The sequence below is a fragment of the Kribbella capetownensis genome (genome assembly GCF_004331485.1).
In the GTDB taxonomy this organism is placed as follows: Bacteria; Actinomycetota; Actinomycetes; order Propionibacteriales; family Kribbellaceae; genus Kribbella; species Kribbella capetownensis.
In genome coordinates, this window is the sequence record NZ_SJKD01000002.1 from 728,766 (window position 1) to 745,691 (window position 16,926).

18 protein-coding genes and 1 other RNA gene are annotated in these 16,926 nt (G+C 68.3%); 10 read left to right on the plus strand and 9 right to left on the minus strand.

The genetic code is table 11. The features are described from left to right. The first annotated feature begins 6 nt into the window (after positions 1–6). From E0H75_RS13785 to E0H75_RS13795, 3 genes are all read left to right on the plus strand, one after another. The gene (locus E0H75_RS13785) at positions 7–720 is read left to right on the plus strand and encodes a zinc ribbon domain-containing protein (protein WP_202872985.1); all 714 of its coding nucleotides are present in this window, start codon (positions 7–9) and stop codon (positions 718–720) included. Between the two features lie 76 nt (positions 721–796). Next, entirely contained in the window at positions 797–1,921 is a 1,125-nt protein-coding gene (locus tag E0H75_RS13790; protein WP_131513878.1) for a bifunctional RNase H/acid phosphatase, read from the plus strand. 31 nt (positions 1,922–1,952) lie between these two features. Further along, positions 1,953–3,389, plus strand: a complete 1,437-nt coding sequence (locus E0H75_RS13795) for an RNB domain-containing ribonuclease (protein ID WP_131513879.1) — start codon at positions 1,953–1,955, stop codon at positions 3,387–3,389. 8 nt (positions 3,390–3,397) lie between these two features. Here E0H75_RS13795 and E0H75_RS13800 read toward each other — a convergent pair whose 3' ends face one another. After that, complete coding sequence (locus tag E0H75_RS13800) at positions 3,398–3,964, minus strand: TetR/AcrR family transcriptional regulator (RefSeq protein WP_131513880.1); 567 nt, start codon at positions 3,962–3,964, stop codon at positions 3,398–3,400. 52 nt (positions 3,965–4,016) lie between these two features. Between E0H75_RS13800 and E0H75_RS13805 the strand changes: the two genes are divergently transcribed. Beyond that, positions 4,017–4,511 carry a GNAT family N-acetyltransferase gene (locus tag E0H75_RS13805; RefSeq protein WP_131513881.1) on the plus strand — a complete coding sequence of 165 codons (495 nt, stop codon included), beginning with the start codon at positions 4,017–4,019 and terminating at the stop codon, positions 4,509–4,511. Between the two features lie 2 nt (positions 4,512–4,513). On the opposite strand, the gene E0H75_RS13810 is transcribed toward E0H75_RS13805, so the two are convergent. Together E0H75_RS13810 and E0H75_RS13815 are read right to left on the minus strand one after the other, a co-directional pair. Continuing rightward, entirely contained in the window at positions 4,514–5,647 is a 1,134-nt protein-coding gene (locus tag E0H75_RS13810) for an alpha/beta hydrolase (RefSeq protein WP_165553713.1), read from the minus strand. Positions 5,648–5,717: 70 nt separating this feature from the next. Further along, entirely contained in the window at positions 5,718–6,620 is a 903-nt protein-coding gene (locus E0H75_RS13815) for an aldo/keto reductase (RefSeq protein WP_131513883.1), read from the minus strand. Positions 6,621–6,760: 140 nt separating this feature from the next. Between E0H75_RS13815 and E0H75_RS13820 the strand changes: the two genes are divergently transcribed. Further along, complete coding sequence (locus tag E0H75_RS13820) at positions 6,761–7,258, plus strand: NUDIX hydrolase (protein WP_131513884.1); 498 nt, start codon at positions 6,761–6,763, stop codon at positions 7,256–7,258. 29 nt (positions 7,259–7,287) lie between these two features. Here the strand turns inward: E0H75_RS13820 and E0H75_RS43055 are convergent, their stop codons facing one another. Both E0H75_RS43055 and E0H75_RS13825 read right to left on the minus strand, forming a co-directional pair. Beyond that, positions 7,288–7,464, minus strand: a complete 177-nt coding sequence (locus tag E0H75_RS43055; protein WP_165553602.1) for a hypothetical protein — start codon at positions 7,462–7,464, stop codon at positions 7,288–7,290. A gap of 63 nt (positions 7,465–7,527) precedes the next feature. After that, positions 7,528–8,277: a helical backbone metal receptor gene (locus tag E0H75_RS13825; RefSeq protein ID WP_337589504.1), complete on the minus strand. Its 750-nt coding sequence runs from the start codon at positions 8,275–8,277 to the stop codon at positions 7,528–7,530. Positions 8,278–8,569: 292 nt separating this feature from the next. Here E0H75_RS13825 and E0H75_RS13830 point away from each other — a divergent pair, with 292 nt between their 5' ends. Beyond that, positions 8,570–9,139 carry a histone H1-like repetitive region-containing protein gene (locus E0H75_RS13830; protein ID WP_131513885.1) on the plus strand — a complete coding sequence of 190 codons (570 nt, stop codon included), beginning with the start codon at positions 8,570–8,572 and terminating at the stop codon, positions 9,137–9,139. Positions 9,140–9,248: 109 nt separating this feature from the next. Here E0H75_RS13830 and E0H75_RS13835 read toward each other — a convergent pair whose 3' ends face one another. Then, positions 9,249–9,437 (minus strand): hypothetical protein, encoded by a 189-nt coding sequence (locus E0H75_RS13835; RefSeq protein WP_131350497.1) that lies wholly within the window; start codon positions 9,435–9,437, stop codon positions 9,249–9,251. Positions 9,438–9,490: 53 nt separating this feature from the next. Here E0H75_RS13835 and map point away from each other — a divergent pair, with 53 nt between their 5' ends. Continuing rightward, the gene (map, locus tag E0H75_RS13840) at positions 9,491–10,339 is read left to right on the plus strand and encodes a type I methionyl aminopeptidase (protein ID WP_131513886.1); all 849 of its coding nucleotides are present in this window, start codon (positions 9,491–9,493) and stop codon (positions 10,337–10,339) included. A 184-nt stretch (positions 10,340–10,523) separates the two neighbouring features. Beyond that, positions 10,524–11,522, plus strand: coding sequence for a molybdopterin-dependent oxidoreductase (locus tag E0H75_RS13845; RefSeq protein ID WP_131513887.1), 999 nt, complete (start codon positions 10,524–10,526; stop codon positions 11,520–11,522). Positions 11,523–11,538: 16 nt separating this feature from the next. On the opposite strand, the gene E0H75_RS13850 is transcribed toward E0H75_RS13845, so the two are convergent. Both E0H75_RS13850 and E0H75_RS13855 read right to left on the minus strand, forming a co-directional pair. Continuing rightward, positions 11,539–12,009: a GNAT family N-acetyltransferase gene (locus tag E0H75_RS13850; protein ID WP_131513888.1), complete on the minus strand. Its 471-nt coding sequence runs from the start codon at positions 12,007–12,009 to the stop codon at positions 11,539–11,541. Beyond that, positions 12,006–13,493, minus strand: coding sequence for a S10 family peptidase (locus E0H75_RS13855; RefSeq protein WP_131513889.1), 1,488 nt, complete (start codon positions 13,491–13,493; stop codon positions 12,006–12,008). Before E0H75_RS13855 ends, E0H75_RS13850 begins: the two co-directional genes overlap by 4 nt. An 83-nt stretch (positions 13,494–13,576) precedes the next feature. Here E0H75_RS13855 and E0H75_RS13860 point away from each other — a divergent pair, with 83 nt between their 5' ends. Both E0H75_RS13860 and rnpB read left to right on the plus strand, forming a co-directional pair. After that, positions 13,577–13,945 carry a DUF952 domain-containing protein gene (locus E0H75_RS13860; RefSeq protein WP_131513890.1) on the plus strand — a complete coding sequence of 123 codons (369 nt, stop codon included), beginning with the start codon at positions 13,577–13,579 and terminating at the stop codon, positions 13,943–13,945. A 9-nt stretch (positions 13,946–13,954) separates the two neighbouring features. Then, an RNA gene (gene rnpB / locus E0H75_RS13865) (RNase P RNA component class A) lies at positions 13,955–14,355 on the plus strand. Between the two features lie 433 nt (positions 14,356–14,788). Here rnpB and panB read toward each other — a convergent pair. Further along, a complete protein-coding gene (gene panB / locus E0H75_RS44085; RefSeq protein WP_238162998.1) occupies positions 14,789–16,822 on the minus strand; it encodes a 3-methyl-2-oxobutanoate hydroxymethyltransferase in 2,034 nt (677 codons plus the stop codon). Positions 16,823–16,926: the final 104 nt, after the last annotated feature.

Here is a 16,926-nt window from a genome sequence, read left to right on the forward strand (position 1 = left end):
CGCCGGTTGCTGGACCTGCAGGATCTCGACCTGCAGCTGGATCAGGTCGCGCACAAGCGCAAATCGCTGCCCGAGCACCAGGCCCTCGCCGACCTGACCGCAGAGAAGTCCGTGGTCGATCGCGACCTGGTCACCGCCGACACCGAGGTCAGCGACCTGCAGCGCGAGCAGAAGAAGGCCGACAGTGACGTCGACCAGGTGCGGCAGCGCAAGGCCCGCAACCAGCAGCGGCTGGACTCCGGTCAGGTCACCTCGGCCAAGGACCTGGAGAACCTGCAGCACGAGATCGGCTCGCTGGACCGGCGGATCTCCGACCTGGAGGACGCCGAGCTCGAGGTGATGGAGAAGCTGGAGGCCGCCGAAGCGGTCCAGCTCGATCTGCGTACCCGCGCCGAGGCGTTCGCCGGCCGGCAGTCCGAGCTCGAGACCAGCCGCGACGCCGCGCTGAAGGAACTCGACGAGCAGCGCGCCGGGCTCGGCGACAAGCGCGCCGGGGTGGCGGCCGAGCTACCGGATGCCCTGATCACGCAGTACCAGCGGCTCCGCGAGCACAACGGCGGCATCGGCGCCGCCCCGCTGGTCGGAAAGCGCTGCATGGGCTGCCGGATGGAGCTGGCGCCGTCCGATCTGAACCGCATCAAGACCGCCCCGGCGGACGCCGTACTGCGCTGTGAGGAGTGCGGACGGATCCTGGTCCGGACCGCGGAGGCCAGCGTATGAGCGAGCGGAGCGAGCTCATCATCGAGCACAGTGCGTCTTGTGCCTCATCCGCGCCCGGAGCGAAGCGAGGACGTGGATGAGCTATCAGCACGTGATCGTCGAGGCCGATGGCGGGTCGCGCGGGAACCCGGGACCGGCCGCGTACGGCGCGCTGGTCCGCGACCCGGCGACCGGCGAGGTGATCGCGCAGGACGGCAAGACGCTGGGGATCGCGACCAACAACGTCGCGGAGTACTCCGGACTGATCGCGGGGCTCCAGCTGGCCGCGGAGTACGCGCCGGACGCCTCGATCGAGGTGCGGATGGACTCCAAGCTGGTGGTCGAGCAGATGGCCGGCCGGTGGAAGATCAAGCACCCGGACCTTCAGCCGCTGGCGATCAAGGCGCAGGGCCTGGCGCCGTTCGGGACCGAGTGGACGTGGGTGCCGCGGGCCCAGAACTCCGCCGCCGACGCGCTGGCGAACAACGCGCTGGACGGCGTACCGATCCCGCTGAAGCCGGAGGCCGGCGGACCTGGGCCGGCAGCGGTCAAGGAGCCGTCGGATCTGCAGAAAGCCTTGCAGGGTTGGGGTGCGCAGGCCGAGCCGCCGACGCAGCTCATCTTCCTGCGGCACGGCGAGACGCCGCACACGGTCGAGAAGCGGTTCTCCGGATCTGGGGGCGACGACCCTGCGCTCAGTGACACCGGTCGGGCTCAAGCCCAGGCGGCCGCTGAGTACCTGTCCCGGATCGGTGGTGTCGACGCGCTCGTGACCTCGCCGATGGTGCGGGCGAGGCAGACGGCGGAGGCGGTCGCCGGCAAGCTCGGGCTCGAGCCGGTGGTGGACGACGGCTGGGTGGAGTGCTCGTTCGGTGACTGGGACGGGCACACGTTCGCCGAGGTGCAGGAGAAGTGGCCGGACGCGATGAACGCGTGGCTGGGCTCGACCACCGTCGCGCCGCCTGGTGGCGAGTCGTTCGACGCGTGCGCCCGCCGGGCCCGGTCGGCGCGGGACGGGCTGCTGACCCGGTACCCAGGCAAGACCGTTGTCGTCGTCACCCATGTCACGCCGATCAAACTGATGGTCCGGTCGGTGCTGCAGGCACCGATGGCGTCGGTGTTCCGGATGGAGCTGCGACCGGCGACCATCACCGAGATCCACTGGTACGCCGACGGCCTCGCCTCGCTCCGCTCCTTCAATGTGGAACCCTCGCTAGTCTGACCTCACTGAGTCCAGAGGACGGAGAGCCAAGGTGCCGCTGCAGAGAGTTCATTTCGCCGAGGACGTGCCCGAGGTGTTCCGGGCGTCGCTGCAGGACATCCGGCGTGAGCTCGAGGTGCCGGCGGAGTTCCCGGCCGAGGTGGTCGCGGCGGCACTGCACGCAGCGAGGAACCCGCGGCTGCCCGAGCTGGACCGGACCGACCTCGAGTTCGTCACGATCGATCCGCCGGACTCGATGGACCTCGACCAGGCCCTGCACATCGAGCGCACCGGCGACGGCTACACGGTCCACTACGCGATCGCCGACGTCGCTGCCTTCGTCCAGCCCGGCGACCCGATCGACCTCGAAGCCCGCCGCCGCGGCGAGACCCTCTACGCCCCGGACAAGCGGACCCCGCTGCACCCGCCGGAGCTGTCCGAAGGCGCGGCGTCGCTGCTGCCGGACGGAGTGCGTCCCGCCTTGCTGTGGACGATCACGGTCGACGCGACGGGCGAGGGGACAGGCGTCACCTGCGAGCGCGCGCTGGTGAAGTCCCGCGCCAAGCTGAACTACGCAGGCGTGCAGAAGGACCTCGACTCCGGCAACGCGTCGGAGTCGCTGCAACTGCTTCGCGAGGTCGGCAAGCTGCGTGAGCAGCGTGAGCTCGAGCGCGGCGGAGTCAACCTGCCGATCCCGGACCAGGAGGTCGTCACCTCCAACCATGGTTGGGGCCTGGAGTTCCGCGCACCGCTGCCGGTCGAGGGCTGGAACGCGCAGATCTCGCTGCTCACCGGCATGGCCGCGGCCAAGCTGATGATGAAGGGCAAGATCGGCATCCTGCGGACGCTGCCCGAATCGCACGACAGTCTGCGGTACAAGCTCGAGCACACCGCCAAAGCACTCGGGATCACCTGGCCGGACGGTACGTCGTACGCGCAGTTCATTCATGGTTTGGACCCGAAGGTGCCGGCGCACGCGGCGATGCTCGCTGCCTGCACCGTGCTGTTCCGGGGTGCTGGGTACTCCGCGTTCGCGGGGAGTGTGCCGGAGCGGCCGGAGCATGCCGCGATGAAGGCGGAGTACGCGCACGTCACTGCGCCGCTGCGTCGGCTGGTGGATCGGTGGACCGGCGAGATCTGTGTGGCGCTGTCGGCGGGCACTGAAGTTCCGGCCTGGGTGCGCGAGTCGATGGACGAGATCCCGAAGACGATGGACGAGGCGGACCGCCGGGCGAACGCCTACGAACGCTCGATCGTCAGCATGGTCGAGGCCGGTCTGGTGGCCGATCGAATCGGGACGGAGTTCGACGGTGTGATCACCGACGTGGACGAGCGCGACACCACCCGCGGCGTCGTCGCTCTCTCCACGGTCGCGATCGAAGGCCGCGTGACCGGTACGGCGCCACTGCCGCTCGGTCAGGCGATCCGCGTGAAGCTGGTCGAGGCCGATATCGCCAAGGGCACGGTCGCGTTCGAGTTGGTGTCCTGAGCCGGACACTAGCCCCGTAGGTAGTCCTCGACGGCCGCGGTCGTGCGGTCCAGGTCCTCGGTCGCGAGCAGGTCGATCAGCGCGCCGCGCAGCATCGCCAGTACGCCGGTACGCCGTGCCTCCGCGGCCGGGCTGCCGGGATCGGGCTGACTCGCCTTGAGCAGTTCGAGCCAGTCCTCGACAGTCGAGCGGCCGTAGTCCGCCCACGGACCGTCCGGCGCGACCAGCGAGCGCCCGTACGCCTCCACCCAGAACTTCATCAGCGGCCGACGCTCGGGCTCGGCCAGCCACGTCCACAGCTCGCGCGCGACCACGGTCAGGCCGGGCGGTTCGTCGTACCTGGACTCGATCTGGCGGAGCAGTTCGAGCTCGTCGACGCGGGCTCGGGCGAGCAGGGCGCGGATCAGGCCGTCCTTGCTGCCGAACAGGAACAGCAGCACCCGCGGGCTCGACTCGATCGCGCTGGCCAGCGGGCGCAGCGACAGATCGGCCAGCCCGTGGCTGAGCGAGTAGGCGTAGGCGCGCTCCAGCAGTTCCTGCTGACGCGCGGAAGGGGCTGGCTTCGTCGACGGCACGGAGCTAGTATCACCTACTGAAACAGTCGTGTCAGTAGATTGGGTGGACTGGATGAGCCGGACGAAGGCGATCAGGAAGCTGGGCAAGCCGGGAGACCTCGGTTGGGTGGTGCAGGCGCACGCGGAGATCTACGCGGCGGAGTACGGCTGGGGCCTGGAGTACGAGGCGCTGATCACGCGGATCGTGGCGGCGTACGCGAGTGAGCACGACGACGGTCGCCAGGCCGCGTGGATCGCCGAGGTGGACGGGGAACGGGCCGGCAGCATCTTCTGTGTCCGTGGACCGGACGAGGCCACCGCCCAACTCCGCCTGCTCCTGGTCGATCCAGCGGCGCGGGGTCTTGGCCTCGGTGCCGACCTGGTCGACACGTGCCTCGACTTCGCGCGCGCGGCCGGCTACAAACGGATGGTGTTGTGGACCAACGATCCGTTGGTGGCGGCGCGGCACATCTACCTTGCTCGCGGCTTCCGCCTCACCGGCTCCGAGCCGCATGACTCCTGGGGTTCGGAACTCGTTGGCCAGACCTACGAGCTCGACCTGGGCTGAGTTCAGTCCGCGCAGGTCGGCGCGCCGGGTGCCGCGGTCCGGTAGAGGGCGTGCGAGAGGAACGTTGTGACGTAGCCGTTCATGACGGTCAGCGCGTGGCGCGGGCCCACGGTGCCGAGCGGCAGGAACTTCCGCAACGGCAGCGCCAGGTAGTACGCGCCGTAGTCGGTGAAGTTGAAGTGCCGCGTCCCGGGGATGGTCGCGCACCACGCCGTACCCGTGCTTGCCTTGAGCAACGACAGGGCGCGGTCGCGGCCGTCGTCGGTCTTCGCGTCCGGGCCGCAGACACTGGTGATGCACGAGTCGTCCGCGCCGAGCAGCATGATCGGCGCGTGCACGCCCTTCGTCACCACGTCGCCGAACTGCAGTCCGTCCACGTCGACCGCGGCGCCACACCGTTGATCGGTCCGGCACGCCTCCAGTGATGCCGCGCCGCCGAACGAGTGGCCGACGTACGACGTACCGATTCCGGTCTCGACGCTGTTCGGCAACTGCTTGCCGAGGGTGGTGGCGGCGAAGCGGGCGTCGGCGGCCCAGGTGGTGACGAGGTGGTCGCCGGCCTCGAGCGCACCCGTCGAGGTCTCGCCGAGATTCGGTGGGTTGGCCGATTCGGTGCTCCTGACCGTCTGGCCGTCGAGGACGGTCAAGTTCGCGCTGTACGTCGGAGTCACGCCGGCGACCAGGTAGCCGTGGCTGGCGAGATCCTCGGCGAGGCTGGCGTACATCGGCGCGGACAGGCCCATGCCCGGCATCAGCACCACGACCGGGAAGCGGCCGGGGGCGATGGTTGCGCGGTCCAGCGCGTGGTCCTGCAGACCGTTGAACGGTCCCTGGAACACCGCGATCGGTGACTTCAGGTGCAGCCCGTTCCATAGTCCGGGCGCATACTCGACGTGGCGTCCGGTGGTGCTCTTGGCCACCGGGTACCAGAGCCACACCGAGAGCCGACGCGGACCTTCGCCGTACGGGTCCCGGCGGACCGTGTCGGTCCACTCGAACGTCCGGCGGCCGACCTGGAAGGTCCCGGTCGGGTCGGGCAGGGCCACCGGTTCGGACCGCTTCACCAGTACCCAGCCGATGTACCCACTGCCGCCGAGCAGAGCGAACAGCACCAGGATCACGATTCCCGTGCGCATCCGTCGCATCCCTCTGCGGGCCATATCCCAAGCCTCTCACCACGACGGTGTCGAACCCGGCAGACGTGCCCTAGATCCAGGGGAGGGCTGAGCGTTCGGTCCAGTACTCGTCGGGCTGCTGGACGAACTCGACGAGTGGGCCGTCGACGTGGAAGGCGAGGTTGCTGGCGAGTTGCTCGGCCGTGATCGCACCGCTGAGTACGACGTCCGCCCACGGCTGCGCGACGGCGGCGCCGATCGCGAGCGAGTCCGGAGCGACGCCGTGCTGATGGGCGAACGCGGTGAACGGCGTCTCGCCCGCCTTCGCGGTCAGGCGTCCGTTCGCCACGACTTCCTTCACGACGACGAACCAGCCGGCGTCGTGCGCCTCGGCCAGCGCGGCCCCGGCGGATGTCTCCAGCACGTTCCAGGTGGACTGGACCGCACTGAACGGGCCGTCGAGCTCGATCGCCCTGCGCAGCGTCTCGGCCTGCTGCGGTCCACTGGTCGACAATCCGACGCGTACGTCGCTGTCCGCAAGCTCCTGCAGCCGGTCGAGCAGTTGCTTGTCGCCGAGCGCCGGACTGTCCGACGTCAGGCTGTGCACGAGGTAGAAGTCCGGCGGTCCACCAAGCGCTTGAAGGGTCTCCGGCCACTGCCGTTCGAACGTCGCGAGCGAATGGTCCTTGACCTCGTGTGTCGCGGCATCGGTCCGCCAGTCGGCGACGTACGTGTAGCCCCACTTGGAGCCAATGGTGAGTTCGGTACGGCGTTCCGGCGTCAGCCACTCACCGAGGAACGTCTCGGCGAGTCCGTACGAACGCGCGGCGTCGAAGTACCGGACACCGGCGTGCCACGCCTGGTCGAGCAGATCGTGCGTACGCCGGCGAAGATCCTCGACCGCACGGGCCGGCGGAAGGTCTTCGTCGTGCCCGAGATTGATGTACCCGGGCCGACCCAGTGCCGCGAGACCCAGACCAATACGCGCTGTCATGGGTTCGATCTTCTCACTTCACTCTCGCTCTTCCCTCACGATGTCAGCTGATCACCTTCCTTACGGGCGCGAGGCAACCAGTGTGAGACTCGCCGCATCGTGCGACGCCGGATGCCCTGTGTCGTCTAGCGTTTTGTCATGTGACCGATCCACGTCTGCCACCACCAGGCACCGTCGTCCGCCGGACGACGGCGCGCGTGCTGCCGGTGCGTCCGGACGGCAAGGTGTTGCTGCTGCACGGCTGGGATCCGCTGAAACCGCAGACGCCGTACTGGTTCACGATCGGCGGTGCGGTGAACGACGGGGAAACGCTCGCCGAAGCCGGCACCCGCGAACTGCGCGAAGAGGTCGGCATCGTGCTGCCGCCGGACGCACTCGGCGATCCGGTCGCGACGAACACGATCGAGTTCGAGTGGGGCGGATGCCCGATCATCCAGCGGCAGACGTTCTTCGCGATCGGAGTCGACGGCGTCGAGGTGACGTTCGCCAACCAGGAAGAACTCGAGTTGGAGACGATCAGCGCCCACGGCTGGTGGCACGCGGACGAGCTGGAGGCGACCGGCCGGGCTGCGCACGTCACCATCCCAGGACTGTTGCGTCGCGCCGTCGACGCGATCACCCTGCGCCGCGCGTCCTGATCCGCCGCAACGGCGTCTCAAACGGTCCGTCAGCGCTTGCGGGCTCGTTTCAGCACCTTCTTCGGCACCTTCTTGTCGACCTCGTAGTGCACGCGATCGAGCCGTTCCGCACAGCCGGCCTTCGACAGCCGCAGCAGGACGACCGGGCACTTCTTGCACCTCGGCTTGTCCTTGCAGCACTTCTTCTTCGCGGTCATCGACGGCACGCAGCGAGTGTAGGTGAGGCATACCTAACCGTCTAGCTGAGCGAGCAGTGATCGTGGCGGACGTCACTCCAGTTGTCGGCTGAGCACTTCCCGTGCTTCCAGCAACGACGGCCCGTACCAAGTCAGGTGCCGGCCCGACACACAGCGCGCGGGCTGCATGAAGGCTTCCGGCCCGTCGCCGGGGGAAAACGCATAAGGCTCGTCCGGCAGTACGACGAGATCGTGCTCGGGTAACGCGTCCGGATCGAACCGCGGATAACGTTCGCCGGAATCCCGCAGTACGTTGTCGATACCGATCCGGGCGAGCAGATCACCCGCGAACGTGTCGCGTCCCAACGCCATCCACGGCCGCCGCCAGATCGGTATCACCGCGCGCCGGCGCATTCCGTCGTACGGCGAACTCCACACCGCGCGGGCACCGGTCAACCAGTCGGGTACGTCGCCGATGATCGCGGACAGCATGCGTTCGAGTGAGTCCAGTGATTCGTCGACGGTCGTCGGTGCGGTCACCCACACCGCGATTCCGCGATCGCGCAACGCGTCGAGATCGACGACGCGATTCTCTTCGGCGTTCGCGATCACGACGTCCGGTGCGAGTGCCGCGATGAGTTCGACGTCGGGATTCTTGGTGCCGCGAACGCGTGTCACGTCGAGGTCTGCGGGATGCGTACACCAGTCGGTCGCACCAACGATCAGGTGCGCGTGCGTTGCTGCGATCGACTCCGTCAACGAGGGCACGATGCTGACCACACGTAGCACTTCGGACGGCATCGTGACGACGTCTCCGAGGTCGTCTCGCGGCTTGTCTCGCACGTCTCTCACCTCACTTCGCGAAGGCCGTTGCCGACGACAACACTCGCCGATTGCGTGCTTCGACACGAACTTTGTGCGCGTGTCGCCAAGAAATTATCCGGTCCCTCGGGCATCCTCATAGCGCGGTGGAATCCCTTCTGCACAAGGATTTTCGGCATTTGCGCGCCGGTTTGCGACCAGGACGCCTTAAGCTGCGGACGTTTCGGGTGCTTTACGTACGCACCAAGTGTTGTCATCATCGTGACGACGAGGAATCCACCGTGGTTTTCCTCAGCCGCACCAAGGAGGCAGAGTGCCAGCCAAGAAGGCAGCCGCAGGGAAGGCGACAGCCAAAAAGGCTTCTCCCGCCAAGAAGACTGTCGCGAAGAAGGCCAGCGCCGCGAGGACGACGTCCGCGCGCAAGGTCAGCGCAGCGAAGAAGACAGTGACGAAGAAGGTGAGTGCGGCAAAGAAGGCGCCAGCCCGGAAGACCGCCGCGAAGAAGACCACTGCTGCGAAGAAGACGACCGCAGCGCGGAAGACGACGGCGAAGAAGGCTCCGGCCAAGAAGGTCGCCGCGAGGAAGACGACCGCGAAGAAGACCGTCGCGAAGAAGGCGCCGGCGAAGAAGACCACGGCCCGCAAGACGACCGCGAAGAAGACCGTGGCCCGCAAGACGACGGCGAAGAAGACCGTCGCGAAGAAGGCACCGGCCCGCAAGACCGCGGCGAAGAAGGCACCGGCCAAGAAGGTCGCTGCGAAGAAGGCCCCGGCGAAGCGGACCGCCGCCAAGAAGGCGCCCGCCCGCAAGGTCGCGGCGAAGAAGGCCCCGGCCCGCAAGGCTCCGGCCCGCAAGACCACCGCGCGGCGGGTCACCCGCTGAGCCCGGCGTCCGCACTCGCGCGACGTCGACGCAACCAAAGCCAAGGGGCACCACCGAGATCGGTGGTGCCCCTTGGTGCGCGTTCACTCCGACAGCGCCAGGTGCGATGTCAGTCGTCGTCCCAGTTGGGATCGTTGTCCCAGGCCTCGTTGCGTTCCTGGACCTTCTCCAGTGCCCGAGCAGCTTCCTCGGGGGAGTTGTACGGCCCGAGCCGGTCGCCGGCCTTCTCCCCTTGGTACGGCTCGACCTTGCCGGTCTTGACGTTGTAGTACCACTCGTTGCTGTGATCGTCGCTCATCTGGATGACCACCTCCTGGGAGTCTTGTCGCAGCTCACTAGAATGATCTCACCATGTCGACTATCACTCCCGGCATCATCTCGCCGCGCCGCGAAGTACCCGCGTCCATCCCGCGTCCCGAATACGTCGGCAAGCCGTCGCCGACGCCGTACGACGGTTCGTACGTGACCGCGCCGGAGTTGGTGGACAGGATGCGCGTCGCGAGCAAACTCGCCGCGCAGGCCTTGCAGGCGGTGGGTGCGGCGGCGAAGCCCGGTGTGACCACGGACGAGCTGGACGCGATCGGCCACGAGTACCTGATCGAGCGCGGTGCGTACCCGTCGACGCTCGGCTATCGCGGTTATCCCAAGTCGCTGTGTACGTCGGTGAACGAGGTGATCTGCCACGGCATTCCGGACGACCGTCGGCTCGAGGACGGCGACATCGTCAACGTCGACATCACGGCGTTCCTCGACGGTGTGCACGGCGACACCAACGGGACGTTCCTGGTCGGCGACGTCGACGAGGAGAGCCGGCTGCTGGTCGAGCGCACGCAGGAGGCGCTGAACCGCGGCATCAAGGCGGTCAGGCCGGGCCGGAAGGTCAGCATCATCGGGCGCGTGATCGAGTCCTACGCGAAGCGCTTCGGGTACGGCGTCGTCCGCGACTTCACCGGCCACGGGATCGCCACCGCGTTCCACTCCGGCCTGATCATCCCGCACTACGACGACGAGCGTTTCGACGACGTGATCGAGCCCGGCATGACGTTCACGATCGAGCCGATGCTCACCCTCGGCACCTACGACTACGACCTCTGGGACGACGGCTGGACCGCCACCACCAAGGACAAGTCCCGCACCGCCCAGTTCGAACACACCCTGGTGGTCACCGACACCGGCGCCGAAGTCCTGACCCTGCCGTGACCGAGGCCGAGGGCTGGCCGAGTCTGCCGGCCGATCTCGATCGCGCCCACAAAGTTCTGACCGCTCCCGCGATGCTCGAGTACGCCGCTCCGCTGACCGGTGCACAACGCATCGATCGGCATCGTCGAACCGCGCCCAACGATCGCAGCCGAACGCCGGGTCTGGTCCGTACTACCGTGGATGGATGAATGGTCGGCTGACCAACCTCGTCCTTCTGGTCGTGGTCCCGCTTGCGACGGTGTCGGGGTTCTGCATGTTCGTCTCGGGCAGCGGGACCGTGTGGCCGATCGCCTTCCTGCACGGGGCCCTCGGTCTGGCCATCGTGGTGCTCGTTCCCTGGAAGTCGATCGTGGTACGTCGGGCGCTGCACCGCGCGCGGCGGCCCAGCTGGGTCGCGTCGCTGCTCCTGACCGCAGCGACGGTCGTGGCTCTGGTCACCGGCGTGGCCCACCGCGCCGGTGTCCTCCTCGCCGACTCACCCGTTACGACAATGCAGCTGCACGTCACCGCAGGTGTTGTTGCCGCAGTCCTCACGCTGTGGCATGCCCACCATCGACGGGTCCGGGCACGCCGGACCGACCTGTCGCGGCGAACGTTCCTGCGCCTCGGGGTGGCCGCGTCGGCAGCCGGTGTCCTCGAGGGGACCGCCCAGGTAGCGAGCGCACTGGCCATGCCATCCGGCATACGTCGATCCACCGGCTCCTTCAAACTCGCATCGTCCTCGGTCGCAGCCATCCCGAACACGTCATGGCTCTTCGATCGGGTGCCCGAGATCGATCTCTCGTCGTGGCGGCTGACCGTGACGACGGGCGGCGTATCCCGCGACTGGTCCCTGGAGGACCTCGGCCGTTGGGACGACCGGCTGACAGCCGTCCTGGACTGCACCGGCGGATGGTGGACTGATCAGGAGTGGTCCGGGGTGCGAGTGAGCAGGCTGCTGCCTGACGGTGCGACCGGAACGGTAGAGGTGACGAGCGTGACGGGCTACTCCCGTCGGCTTCCACTCACCGACCACCTGATCCTCGCCACCGGCGTCGGCGGTAACGGTCTCAGTGCCGGCCACGGGGCGCCGGCGCGCCTGGTGGTCCCCGGTCGACGCGGCTACCACTGGGTCAAATGGGTTGTTCGTATCGATCACGACAGCCAATCGTGGTGGGCCCAAGCGCCGCTGCCATTGCAGTGATGCTGGGCTTCCGGATCTATCCGTCCTGAAAGCCGAGGGTGCGGTAGAGGGTCAGTGCGGGAGTGTTGTCGTCGTCGACGCGGAGGGCGACGGTCTCCGCGGAGCAGCCGCTCAGGAGTAGCCGGGCGATGCCCAGCCGGCGGTGGGTCGGCGCGGTGAAGAGCTCGATGACGAACGCGCAGTCGGGGGTGTCGGGCCACGGTGCGCGCTGGACGACCAGGATCGCGCCGACCATGCGATCACCGACAAGAGCGAGCCGGCTCAGCCGTGAGTCGAGCACCCCGTACGCGTCCTCGAACGTCAGCGCGATGTCCTCGATCGCCTCCTGCTCGGACGCCGACGCCGCACCAGGCGGGTAAGCCTCGAAGTACAACCGCCCCAGCGCCGCCGTGTCCGCCACCACGGGCGGACGCAGTACGACGCCTTCCACCGGAGCCGCCTGGAGAGGACCCGGTGGACGGACGAGGGTCAGCATCGGTGGCGTCATCGGTTGGATGCGCCCCGGACGAACGTCGCGATGTCTTCGGACTGCTGGACGCGGGACGGGTCGTGGACGTACATCATGTGGCCGGCCGGGTAGTACTTCGTCTCGATGTTGCCGAGCAGTTCGGCCGGGAGTTGCAGGCGGCCAAGGGTGTGCTCGGTGGCGAAGTACGGCGTCGCGCCGTCGTAGTGGCCGCAGGCGACGTGCACCTTGAGATGCGGATTGACCCGCATCGCCTCGGCGAGCTTCTCCGCGACGGTGATCTGGTGACCCTCGAACTCCTTGTACGACCAGTTCTTCGCCGCATCCATGCTGAGGATCTCGTACGGCAGGTCGTTGTGGTAGCCGAGCTCGACCCGCACGTAGTGGTTCAGCGCCGCCGTGTACGGCCCGATGATCGCGCTGAACGACGGGTCCTTGGCCGGCGTCTCACCTGCGTAGTCCGCCTCCCATCCGGTGAAGCGGCCGTCCAGCCGGCCGACGGTCTGCCGACGGGACCGCAGTACCTCGCCGAAGAACCGCAGGTGCTCGATCCGCAGGTTGACCCGGTCGATGTAGTCCTCGGTCAGTCCGGTCAGCGCCGCGATCCGGCCGACCACCTCGGCCCGGAAGTCCGCCGGGATCCGGTTGCCCTGGGCAAGCGCATTCGGGTACCGCCCGGCCGCGAACCGCTCCGCGTCCGCGAGCACCTCCTCGAGCGTCCGGTCCGGCATCAGGCCGTGGTAGTGCGCGATCGCGGCGTACGTCGGCAGGTAGAGCGTGTACGGCAGATCGTTGCCCGGGGTGAAGTCGAGCGTGCCGAACTCGAGCACGGCGGAGATCAGCACCACGCCGTTCAGGTACATGCCGTAGCGCTCCTGCAGATGCGACGCGAGTCCGGCGGCGCGCGTCGTACCGTAGGACTCGCCGGCCAGGAACTTCGGCGACATCCAGCGTCCGTTGCGCGACGTCCACAACCGGACGACCTCGCCGACCGACTCCAGATCGCGGGTGAAGCCGTGGTACTCGCCCGGCTTCTCGCCCTCGACCGCACGCGAGTAGCCCGTCGACACCGGGTCGATGAAGACGAGATCGCTGTGCTGCAGCAGGGTCTCCGCGTTGTCCACCAACCCGTACGGCGGCGGCGCGAGCTCACCGGCGTCACCGGAGACGACGCGGCGCGGACCCAGCAGTCCGAGATGCAGCCAGATGCTCGACGAACCCGGCCCACCGTTGAACGCGAACGTCACCGGCCGCTCGGCCGCCTCGGCGCCGTCCAGCGTGTACGCGGTCAGGAAGACCTCGGCCTTCGCCTGATGCCCGTCGAACTTGCCGTCGGTCAGCACCTCCTGCTTGAGCACGATCCGCCCGGTGGTCGCGGTGTACGCCAACTCGCGCCCGTCGATGGTCAGCGTGTGCTGCGACGTGACCAGATCGTCCACCGGCGTCGCCGGCTTCTTCTCCGCGCTCGCGTCGTTCCCCAGCTCGGTGCTCTCATCCTTGGCCATGTCGAGCACCCTAATCCACGGATCGACAGAACACTGCTGTGGTGATCGGTGCTCCGAGGCGATGGCGCCACTAGCCTGTGGGCATGGCGACGATTCTGCATATCGCGTTCGTGGAGCACTGGGAAGCCGCGCAGGAGGCCGGCTGTTATCGGTGGTCGACGCGAGGCAAGTCCCTCGACGACGGGGCAACGTTCATCCACGCATCCCGGCCGGAACAGGTCGCCATGGTGGCGAACTTCGCGTACGCCGACGTGGCTGAGCCGCTGTGTCTGCTGGTGATCGACACCGCGCGTCTGGTGTCCGCGCTGTGCGACGAGGACCTGGACGGGATCGGCATCAGCTTCCCGCACATCTACGGCCCACTGAACCTGGACGCCGTCGTCGACGTCCGCCCGTACGAGCGAGGCTCCGACGGGCGCTGGCCGGAAGTGTCCGCCGAGGCCGTATCCTGAACCGAGGAACGGGTCGGTCGGGCGATCGCGTCGTCCGCGAGAGCGGGCGCCGAGGAAAGTCCGGACTCCACAGGGCAGCGTGGTGGGTAACACCCACCCGGGGCAACCCGCGGGACAGTGCCACAGAGAACAGACCGCCAGCGGCTTCGATGAACCCCGTGGTTCATCGGAGTGCGGGTGAGGGTGAAACGGTGGTGTAAGAGACCACCAGCTCCGCAGGTGACTGCGGAGGCTCGGTAAACCCCACGTGGAGCAAGGCCAAGAAGGGCGGTGGGCAACCACCACCCGCGCGAGCGTTCGAGGGCTGCCCGCCCGAGCTCGCGGGTAGGCCGCTGGAGGTGCCCGGCAACGGTCACCGTAGATGGATGATCGCACTCGACAGAATCCGGCTTACATGACCGGCCCGTTCCCCCTCACCCCCGAAGGACACCGCTGCGGCGGCAGTCTTCCGGCGCGAGCAGAACACGGTAGAGGTGGTCAGCGCGGACAACCGGTATCACGCGCTAACGGAAGCTGGCCAGCCGACGGACACCGCCGTGGCCTTGAACAGCAACTGGTGGCCGACGACACGGCACTACCTGTCTCAGGCCACCGCCAGGTGTTGCAGGCCCGGCACCCGGCTGGAGCAGCGCGCGCCACACAGGCTCCTAACAGGACTGCCGCCGCGCTGGTGTCCGCAGTAGCCGAGCCGGTTGGCTAGTGTCCATCGGCTCGCTGGGTCGCGGTGTGCAGTTGATCGCGCCATCCACTCGACTGGTGTGCAGGTTCTGCGCGCCGTCGCAGGCGCCAAGAACCAGCCGCCGCGGAGCGGTGTCCTTTCGGCGGTGTCGTTTGCGGGTGGCCTCAGAACGTGTGTTCGTCGGCGGGGAAGGCTCCGGACGCTACGTCGGCGGCGTACGTGGTGGCTGCTGTGGTGAGGATTCCGCGGAGGTCGGCGTACTGCTTGACGAAGCGCGGCATCGTGCCGGACCGTAACCCGGCCATGTCCTGCCAGACGAGCACCTGGGCGTCTGTGTCGCGCCCGGCGCCGATGCCGATGGTCGGGATCGTGACGCGCTTTGTGATTTCCGCGGCGACGTCGCCCGGGACCATCTCCAGTACGACGGAGAACGCGCCGGCCTCGGCCAGTGCGACGGCGTCGTCGATCAGGCCGGCGGCTTGGTCGCCACGGCCCTGCACGCGGTAGCCGCCGATGCTGTGCTCGCTCTGCGGTGTGAAGCCGATGTGCGCCATCACCGGGATGCCGGACTGGGTCAGCTTCTCGACCATCGGTACGACAATCCGCCCGCCTTCCAGCTTGACCGCGTGGACGCCAGCCTCCTTCATGAACCGGACGGCGGTGTGGAACGCCTGCTCGGGTGAGGCCTGGTACGAACCGAACGGCAGGTCCGCGACGACCAGCGCCCGGTCGACCGCACCTGCGACGGCGCGTGCCAGCGGGATCAGTTCGTCGACGGTGACGCGGAGCGTGGTGTCGTAGCCGAAGACGTTGTTCGCGGCGGAGTCGCCGACCAGCAGCACCGGGATGCCGGCGCGGTCGAAGATCTCGGCGGTGTACTGGTCGTACGCCGTCAGCATCGCCCACTTCTCGCTGCGGTTCTTCATCTCCCGCAGGTGGTGGATGCGGTACCGCCGGGGCCGCTTGCCGGCCTCACCGGTGCCACCGCCATCGGTCGGCTTGTTGTCCGCCGGCGCGACCGGTGCACCGAGCTCGGACGAACCGGCGCTCGCCATGGCCTGTGCCCTGCGGGCAGCGCGGTGCGAACCGGTGTGCTCGTTCGGCACCTGGCTGGGGGCGTCCTGCTGGACGTCCGCCCGCCGCCGCGCGCCGACCTGAGGCTTCGGCTCGTTCATCGGTGTGTTGCTCTCGTACTCCGCACTCGGATCCGACAGGTACCTGTTGTCCTGCTTGCCACCGGCCTCCTGCTGGTAGCCCTCGATCGACTCCGGCATGTACGCCGTGATGGTCGGGGTGTCCACCGTGAAGTTGCCCGGCGGGGTGGCAGGCGTGCCCGGCCGGGGCTGCTGGCCCTGAGGCAGAGCAGGCTGGGCAGGCGGTGCCGGGGGTGGCGGCGTCGTCGGAGGCTGACCAGACGGCTGGTGTGAACTGAGCCCGTTGCTCAACCCATTGCTCAGTCCGTTGCTCTGAGCCGGACCGTTCGACGGCGTCGGACCCTGCGTGGGCGCCTGACCGCTCCAGTTCGCGTTGCTGGTCCCGTTCGAGCTGTGCGGCCCTTGGGGTCGCTGCGTCAGCCCGTTGCCGGTCTGCGGCGGAGCAGGCGGTGCAGGTGGCGCAGGTGGCCGCTGCTGCGGCTGCGGCTGCTGCCCGGCCGGTGGCTGCGCCTGCCGGTTCGGCGGTACGCCGTTGCTCCCCGGGCCGAACGGGCTCGGCCGGCCCTGCTGCGGCGGGGGAGTCTGCTGCTGCGGCTGCGCAGGCTGCTGCGGTCGGAACGGGTTCTGCTCCGGGTACGCCGGTTGTCCGTACGACGGCTCGTCGCTACGGGACTGCTCGCGCTCCCGCTCTCCGTAGTACTCCGGCCGCTGCGGCTGATCGCCGAACTGGCGGCCTTGCGACTGGTCGCCGTACCGCTGCTGCTGGGGTTGCTGCGCAGGGGGTGGCGGCACCGCGGGCAGGTACGGCGGCTTGGGTACGTATGGCTGCTGGGGCACCGGGCCGCGCTCGTACGACCTGGGGGCGTTCGGCAGCGACGGCGACGGGTCGAGACCGAGGCCGTTGGCCCGGTCCCGCCAGGAGTCGTTGTCGTAGTCCGAGCGGCGGTGCTCCTCGGTTGTCCGGTTCTTCGGTCCGGTCCCGTACGGCGACGGCAGCTCCTCGTCCTCGCCCTGGGTACCGGCCGACAGGAAGTTGTCAACCATGCCTTCATCGTCCCACCGTTGCGGAGGGTGAGCGCCACCGGCTGTGCCTGAGTGATCGCTCACACCGTCGCCAGGCGAACCGGACCGGCCGGTGGGCTCTTCAG

Excerpts from the sequence above, each read along its gene's own strand:
- E0H75_RS13790 (WP_131513878.1), top strand. The coding sequence starts at position 797 with ATGAGCTATCAGCACGTGATCGTCGAGGCCGATGGCGGGTCGCGCGGG.
- E0H75_RS13805 (WP_131513881.1), top strand. The coding sequence starts at position 4,017 with ATGAGCCGGACGAAGGCGATCAGGAAGCTGGGCAAGCCGGGAGACCTC.
- E0H75_RS13810 (WP_165553713.1), bottom strand. The coding sequence starts at position 5,647 with ATGCGCACGGGAATCGTGATCCTGGTGCTGTTCGCTCTGCTCGGCGGC.
- E0H75_RS13815 (WP_131513883.1), bottom strand. The coding sequence starts at position 6,620 with ATGACAGCGCGTATTGGTCTGGGTCTCGCGGCACTGGGTCGGCCCGGG.
- E0H75_RS13835 (WP_131350497.1), bottom strand. The coding sequence starts at position 9,437 with ATGAGCGACGATCACAGCAACGAGTGGTACTACAACGTCAAGACCGGC.
- map (WP_131513886.1), top strand. The coding sequence starts at position 9,491 with ATGTCGACTATCACTCCCGGCATCATCTCGCCGCGCCGCGAAGTACCC.
- E0H75_RS13845 (WP_131513887.1), top strand. The coding sequence starts at position 10,524 with ATGAATGGTCGGCTGACCAACCTCGTCCTTCTGGTCGTGGTCCCGCTT.
- E0H75_RS13850 (WP_131513888.1), bottom strand. The coding sequence starts at position 12,009 with ATGACGCCACCGATGCTGACCCTCGTCCGTCCACCGGGTCCTCTCCAG.
- E0H75_RS13855 (WP_131513889.1), bottom strand. The coding sequence starts at position 13,493 with ATGGCCAAGGATGAGAGCACCGAGCTGGGGAACGACGCGAGCGCGGAG.
- E0H75_RS13860 (WP_131513890.1), top strand. The coding sequence starts at position 13,577 with ATGGCGACGATTCTGCATATCGCGTTCGTGGAGCACTGGGAAGCCGCG.
- panB (WP_238162998.1), bottom strand. The coding sequence starts at position 16,822 with ATGGTTGACAACTTCCTGTCGGCCGGTACCCAGGGCGAGGACGAGGAG.